The organism is Thioalkalivibrio sp. ALE21 (assembly GCF_003208255.1).
Classification (GTDB): Bacteria; Pseudomonadota; Gammaproteobacteria; order Ectothiorhodospirales; family Ectothiorhodospiraceae; genus Thioalkalivibrio; species Thioalkalivibrio halophilus.
In genome coordinates this window covers 1-1,283 of the sequence record NZ_QKMA01000047.1, presented here as the reverse complement: position 1 = coordinate 1,283, position 1,283 = coordinate 1, and the positions used below count along the sequence as shown (strand labels likewise).

Below are 1,283 nucleotides of genomic sequence, written 5' to 3'. Positions count from 1 at the left end.
AACGGCAGCGCCAACCGCGTGACCCTGCCGCCCGAACGCACCATGCTGCCGGACGACGACATCCGCGCGGCCTGCGAACGGGTACAGGGACTGCGCGCCCCGGAGGTGTGCTACGCCTGCGACCAGGCGTTCCAGGAACTGCTCGGCACGCTGGTGCGCCCGCCGGCCGAGGAAGGCGACGCCCGGGGCGAACCCGGGCTGAACGACACCGGCGTGGTCGGTGCCCTGGTCCCGCTGGCCGAACGCGGGACCCAGCTGCTCATCTTCAACGTGATCGCCGGCGAACTGCGCTGCACCGAGATCGAATACCTGACCGATTTCGACCCCGACCGCCTCACCTACCCCGGATCACGCGGGGCGATCGCCCCGCGGATCTGGGAACTGTACGAGCGACACTTGGCCGAACTGCATGCAGGCAGTGACTCACCCTCATAACACCTCAAGCACAGCGGACCAAGGCCGCCCCGCCAGCCCTCCCCAAACGTGACACTTTCAATGTGGCGAATGCGACATCAGTTAGCGTCGGTGCTTCTCGCGAGAGCTTCGGGTTGATGTGGCAGGCGCTGACGGTAATGCTTGATGGTAATGATCTCGATTTGCCCGGGCGACACGCGGTAAATGATCCGGTAAGGGCGCTCGAGCAACTCGCGCAAGTCGGCGCGACGATAATCGGGAACGGTTCGACCACTCAGCGGATGGTCGGGTAATTGACGAGTACGAGCAAGGAGGCGCTCGATCATCCGGGCGGCCGCTGCCGGATCCACGGAGCCGATGTGCGCATGCAGCTCCTCAAGGCACGCAAGCGCCTCATCCGTCCAGTGAACCGCGCTCACCGCCGCAGGCCGAACCGCCGCTCCACCTCCACCTGCGGCATCACACGCCCGCCCTCACTATCGGCCAGTCCGCGTTCGATGGACGCATGCAGCTCCAGGCGATACACGACGTCCTCCCAACTGGCGTTGTCCGGAAGTTCGTCGATCAGGTCGTGTGCCTGCGCTTTGGGAGTCTTGCTTGCTTCCATGTTTCGCATCGCCTCTCTACCTAGCTCAGCCAATTTTACACACAGTTGCTCGTCATCGGGAGTGAGCGCGTCACCAACGCCGCAACACTTACCAAATACGCCTTTCCTGGAATCTGATCGCGAATCTGCGCGTAGCCACCTGGCACTGTCCCTCCTGCCGCGAGTCGGTGCCGCGACTGCTGCCCAACGGCAGCGCCAACCGCGTGACCCTGCCGCCCGAACGCACCATGCTGCCGGACGACGACATCCGCGCGGCCTGCGA

At 64.8% G+C, this 1,283-nt stretch carries 3 protein-coding genes; 1 reads left to right on the top strand and 2 read right to left on the bottom strand.

Annotated elements, in window-relative coordinates; all coding sequences use genetic code 11:
* A partial coding sequence (locus tag D893_RS13710) for a hypothetical protein (protein ID WP_246863943.1) occupies positions 1 to 435 on the top strand: 435 nt, incomplete at its 5' end.
* Between the two features lie 77 nt (positions 436 to 512).
* Here D893_RS13710 and D893_RS13705 read toward each other — a convergent pair.
* Both D893_RS13705 and D893_RS13700 read right to left on the bottom strand, forming a co-directional pair.
* Positions 513 to 833, bottom strand: coding sequence for a type II toxin-antitoxin system RelE/ParE family toxin (locus D893_RS13705; protein WP_077244201.1), 321 nt, complete (start codon positions 831 to 833; stop codon positions 513 to 515).
* Positions 830 to 1,021 carry a hypothetical protein gene (locus D893_RS13700; RefSeq protein ID WP_077244200.1) on the bottom strand — a complete coding sequence of 64 codons (192 nt, stop codon included), beginning with the start codon at positions 1,019 to 1,021 and terminating at the stop codon, positions 830 to 832. Before D893_RS13700 ends, D893_RS13705 begins: the two co-directional genes overlap by 4 nt.
* Positions 1,022 to 1,283 lie beyond the last annotated feature (262 nt).

Coding starts and splice junctions, on each gene's coding strand:
- D893_RS13700 (WP_077244200.1), bottom strand. CDS start 1,021: ATGGAAGCAAGCAAGACTCCCAAAGCGCAGGCACACGACCTGATCGAC.